General features: G+C 46.9%; 6 protein-coding genes. 3 read left to right on the top strand and 3 right to left on the bottom strand.

The window, feature by feature from the left end:
• On the bottom strand, positions 1-430 hold a 430-nt coding region (locus B4C70_RS14005; protein WP_290780453.1), incomplete at its 3' end, for a DHH family phosphoesterase.
• A gap of 63 nt (positions 431-493) precedes the next feature.
• Between B4C70_RS14005 and B4C70_RS14000 the strand changes: the two genes are divergently transcribed.
• Positions 494-802, top strand: a complete 309-nt coding sequence (locus B4C70_RS14000) for a YtpI family protein (protein WP_023469045.1) — start codon at positions 494-496, stop codon at positions 800-802.
• Positions 803-853: 51 nt separating this feature from the next.
• Here B4C70_RS14000 and B4C70_RS13995 read toward each other — a convergent pair whose 3' ends face one another.
• On the bottom strand, positions 854-2,164 hold the full coding sequence (locus tag B4C70_RS13995) for a DRTGG domain-containing protein (protein ID WP_023469046.1): 1,311 nt from the start codon (positions 2,162-2,164) through the stop codon (positions 854-856).
• Between the two features lie 155 nt (positions 2,165-2,319).
• Here B4C70_RS13995 and B4C70_RS13990 point away from each other — a divergent pair, with 155 nt between their 5' ends.
• A complete protein-coding gene (locus B4C70_RS13990; RefSeq protein WP_149427715.1) occupies positions 2,320-3,423 on the top strand; it encodes a M24 family metallopeptidase in 1,104 nt (367 codons plus the stop codon).
• Between the two features lie 253 nt (positions 3,424-3,676).
• Here the strand turns inward: B4C70_RS13990 and B4C70_RS13985 are convergent, their stop codons facing one another.
• The gene (locus tag B4C70_RS13985; protein ID WP_214727543.1) at positions 3,677-4,402 is read right to left on the bottom strand and encodes an SDR family oxidoreductase; all 726 of its coding nucleotides are present in this window, start codon (positions 4,400-4,402) and stop codon (positions 3,677-3,679) included.
• Positions 4,403-4,556: 154 nt separating this feature from the next.
• Between B4C70_RS13985 and B4C70_RS13980 the strand changes: the two genes are divergently transcribed.
• Complete coding sequence (locus B4C70_RS13980) at positions 4,557-4,994, top strand: universal stress protein (protein WP_029342342.1); 438 nt, start codon at positions 4,557-4,559, stop codon at positions 4,992-4,994.
• The last annotated feature ends 90 nt before the right edge of the window (positions 4,995-5,084 follow it).

Raw genomic sequence — 5,084 nt, 5'->3', positions numbered from 1 at the left:
TGGCAGCTGATGTTGGAATCTCGTATCCCCATTCGTTCAATAAATGAACGAGCAATTCCGATGTCGAACTCATCGTCGTATCGACGAGTTGCACTGGTGCGTATGGATCTTCATCCGGATGATGGTCGATTTTAATGACGTCTTTTCCTGTCATCGCAACCTTCCCGTCAATCCGCGCTTGATTCGCTGTATCCAGAATCACGACTAACGCCTCTTTGTATAATTTATCGTCTACTTGATCGAGCTCTCCCATGAATGACAATGATGTCGCCATCTCTCCGGCCGTTAATACCGTTTTGCTAGGGAATTGATGTTGTAACGTCAATTGCAAACCGAATTGACTACCGAGTGCATCGGGATCTGGACGTTCATGACGATGAATGATGATCGTATCTGCCGCTTCAATCATTTGTTTGATTTGCTCTTTCACTGTGCACAGCTCCTCTAATCTTGATATGATATGAGATGAAGACAAAAAGGAGGTCCTTTTAACATGCAATTCATCCTCATCGCCCTCATCGTTTTCTCGCTTGGTGGGTATTTGTTAGCAAAACGCCGCGCGTTCCATACGAAAAGCACGAACCGAAAATACTTGTTCAATACGCAAGCGAGCATTTGGTTGAGCTTGTTCGTCATCCTATTCGCCGTCAACCAGTTCGTTTCCGGAAACGGATTAACGACACTCGTCGGGAAAATCGTTTGTTCCATTTTAATCATCGTCGGCGTTGCTTCATTCATCGCCGGATTCATCCGTTACAAAAAGATTTATCCGTATGTCGTCCGCGAGATGGAGCAATCCTGAGCTAGATTCAGAGGAACCGAAGTCCATTGACTTCGGTTCTTTTTGATTCATTTAACGATCGATGAGTTGGGATGTCACGAGTGCCTTCGCAACGATTTGTGTGCCTTGATACATCTCGACATCGACTTTCCCGAATTTTCGACCGACGTCAAAGACATTCGCCCGGATCGTTACCGTGCTCTCGATTTGAACAGGTTTAATGAAATAGATGCTGACGTTCTCGATGACAAGGTCACCTTTTTTCATATGGCGCAACATTCGCGTCGCTCCTTCGACTAGAAGCGTCGTCAACACCCCACTCGAAGCAGTCCCCATGAAGTTCGTCATTTGCGGCGAGACCTCAAGCGATAAGTACGGTCCCCGTTCGTCCTCTGCCGCCTTGATCTGTCCTGTAATTAGATCGTCGAACGTCTCTCCGACTTGTGGCTGACGATTCGCGAGTTGCAGTGCCTTGAGGACGTCTTGACGGCTAATGATCCCGAGCAATCGACCGTACTGGTCGATGACCGGTAACATCTCGATTCCTTCCCAGACCATCTGATGCGCAGAATTCGTGACACTCGTTCGAATACCGACCGTGATCGGATGACGGGTCATGACTTTTTCAACAGCCCAATCATGCGGACGGTCAATGATGTCCTTCGCTGTCACGACACCGACGACCTTCATTTGTTCATCGATGACGGGATAACGGTTGTGTTTCGTCTGCTCATTCAACTCGTGCCAGCGTGAAATCGGATCCGTCGTCTGTAAATAGAACGTATCATGCAACGGAATTAAAATATCCGAAACGAGTAAAATCTCCTTTTTGATCAATCGATCATAAATCGCACGGTTGATCATGGTCGCAACCGTGAACGTATCGTAGGACGTCGAAATGATCGGCAACTCCATCTCATCCGCTAATCGTTTTGCATCCTCCGTCGTATCAAAGCCACCGGTAATCAATACAGCAGCTCCTGCTTCAAGCACGAGTTCATGTGCTTTTTCGCGGTTTCCGATGATGACGAGACTATCGACATCGATATAGCGCATCATGGCTTCGAGCTTCATTGCGCCAATGACGAATTTCGTCAGCGTCTTGTGTAATCCATTTCGACCACCGAGCACCTGACCGTCAACGATGTTCACGACTTCCGCGAATGTCAGCTTCTCGATATTTTCTTTTTGTTTCTTTTTAATCCGAATCGTTCCGACTCGCTCAATCGTCGAGACGAACCCTAAATTTTCTGCTTCCTTGATGGCGCGATAAGCCGTCCCCTCGGATACGGTCAAATCCTTCGCGATTTGTCGGACGGAAATCTTTGTTCCGACATCAAGATCTTCGATATGTCGAATGATCTGTTCGTGTTTCGTAGGCATACTGTATCCCTTCTTTTCCTTTTTTCTACTCTCCTGTCATTATACTGTACTACTCTAAAGATGAAAACGTGTACTAGTCTGATTTACGATAAATGTTTTTCGAACCGGACGATGATATACTTATGTAGAAAATGAGTAGAGAGGTGGAATCATATATGAGCGAACGTACGAACCAAATCAGTGAATTCCTGAAAGAACAAGGAATCGACTTAGCCGTCGTCACTTCGAAGGCAAATGTCTTTTATTTCTCAGGAGTCTACGCTGAACCCCACGAACGTGTCATGGCGGTCCTCGTCGATGTAACCGGCAAACATGTATTATTCTGTCCGGCACTCGAAGCAAGTATCGTTGCAGCGAGTCCTTGGGAAGGAGACGTCGTGACGTATGAGGATCACGAAAACCCGTTTGATCGATTAGCAGAATTATTCGCGACATTCGAGCACTCGAATAACCGAATCGGTATCGAAGGGGAACACATGACGTTCAGTCGCTATCAGGAACTAAGCTCACGTCTCGAGAACGCAGCCATTCTTGATATCGGTGAGTCTTTACAAGCGCTTCGTCTGAAGAAAACACCGGAAGAAATCGCTATTCTTCAAGAAGCAGCCGCACTTGCGGACGAAGCAATCGAAATCGGTAAACAAGCGATCCGCCCAGGGATCACGGAAATCGAAGTCATTGCAGAAATCGAATATGAAATGAAGAAAAAAGGTGTCCGTGAGATGTCATTTGATACGCTTGTCCTATTTGGTGCAAACAGTGCTGATCCGCACGGTGTACCCGGCGACCGTGTCATCCAAGAAGGCGATTTCGTCTTATTCGATCTCGGCGTCGTTTGGAAAGGCTACTGTTCCGATATTACACGGACCTTCATTTATGGCGAAGCGAACGAAGAACAGAAAAAGATCTATGAAACGGTTCGCCAAGCACTTGAAGCCGCGACAGAAGCGAGTCAGATCGGCACGACACTCGGTTCATTAGATAAGGCAGCCCGTGACGTTATTACAAACGCTGGCTACGGACAGTACTTCACGCACCGTGTCGGTCACGGACTCGGAATCGAGGTTCATGAATTCCCGTCTCTCGCGTCAAACAATCTACTGACGGCTGAAGCTGGTATCGTCTACACACTCGAACCAGGCATTTATGTTCCAGGTGTCGGTGGCGTCCGCATCGAAGATGATATTCATCTCACTGCGGAAGGTCCAGTTGCGTTAACTCGCACACCAAAACATCTTCAATCCATTCCGTCATCTTAACTCAAGACAAATGAAGCTGACTCAACAGTCAGTCTCTAAAAAATAAGGGTGGCAGAATGATAATCTGCCACCCTTATCTCGTAGATGACGCGTCACACGCCACTCCTACAGGAAAAGCGCATTTATGCGCTGTCAGAGACGAACAAGACCCGCTTTCCTGCTTAAATGAAGCAGGAAAACTGGCTTGTGTCTCGCCTGAGGAAAGGGCGTGAAAAGACGCGTCATTCTTTTTTTGAGTCAACCTCATTTTCTCTTACTTACGGGATTGATGGACGACATTGACGCCACCAGTCACATCGAGGATTGCTCCCGTGATCATACTTGATTCTTCTGCCAACAAGAAGGAGATCGCGCGAGCGATATCTTCTCCGACACCCGTTCTTCCGACCGGCGTCGCCTCATCTTGCTCCGCTTCAGAAATTTGCTTCGTCTTATTGTCACCAACGATGTTTCCCGGGTTGACCATGTTGACCGTGATGCCGTGTTCCGCTTCTTCAAGCGCTACACTCTTCGTCAAACTCACCATCCCGCTTTTAGCAGCAGCGAACGCCGCCCGGCATACCCATCCTGGCGCTGTTGCACTCTCCGGGAAACCGTACGTAATGATTCGACCGTAGGCTTGCTTACGCATGACAGGCAATACTTGACGCAACAGCCAAAAACTAGCTGTCAGATTTCCGGTGATCACTTCATCCCATTCCTGATCGGTGTAATCCACTAACGCTTTTCGTTCAAATATATAAGGTCCTGCATTAAGTATCAACGCATCAATCCGACCTTGCTCATTGATTGCTTGTTGGGTTGCGCGTTCCAATTCTTCTTGATTCGTCACATCTGCTTGAATCGTTATGAGATTCGGATGTGTAAATTCGGGTTCGGAACGATGAAACGCTGTCACTTTCCAACCTTCTTCCAGCAACTGACGTGTCACTCGTTCTCCCAGTCCTTTTGTACCTGCTGTAATTAACGCGTGCCTCATCTTGGCATCGCCCCCTTTCACTGACTCCATCTTACGACGGAACGGAAAGGAAGAACAATTTTTAGAACTCACTGAATGTTTCGTCCGCTCCCAGTAAGAGAATGGTATAATTAGGGTGTACTCATCATATCGATTACGAAGGGATGGATTCATCATGGCAATAGTCTATCATAATGTACTCGTAGCAGTAGATGGCTCAAAAGAGGCAGAACGTGCCTTCGAGACGGCAATCGATGTTTCATTGCGAAATGATGCAAAATTGATCATCGCACATGTCATTGATACACGGACATTCGCGACAGTAGAAGCCTATGACCGCACCATTACGGAGCGTGCCGAATCTTACGCGAAGGAATTGCTAGACGAATACGTCAAGACTGCTCAAGATCGCGGTGTACAGGAAGTCGAAGTAGCGATTGAATACGGTTCACCTAAAGTAACAATCGCTAAAAAACTTGCCCCTAATCACGATGCCGATTTAATCATCTGTGGCGCAACTGGTTTAAACGCTGTCGAGCGTTTCTTCATCGGTAGTGTCTCTGAAAGCATTACGCGTTACGCAAAATGCGACGTCTTGATCGTCCGTTTATGAATCACTCTTCTACAAAAAGCCTTTCTTCCTTCATTTCAAAGGAAGAAAGGCTTTTTGACGACCTATTTAAATGACGAATTGTAATATTAA

Origin of the sequence: Exiguobacterium sp. UBA5002 (assembly GCF_002396765.1) — a bacterium.
In the GTDB taxonomy this organism is placed as follows: Bacteria; Bacillota; Bacilli; order Exiguobacteriales; family Exiguobacteriaceae; genus Exiguobacterium_A.
This window is presented reverse-complemented; position numbering and strand designations above follow the sequence as displayed.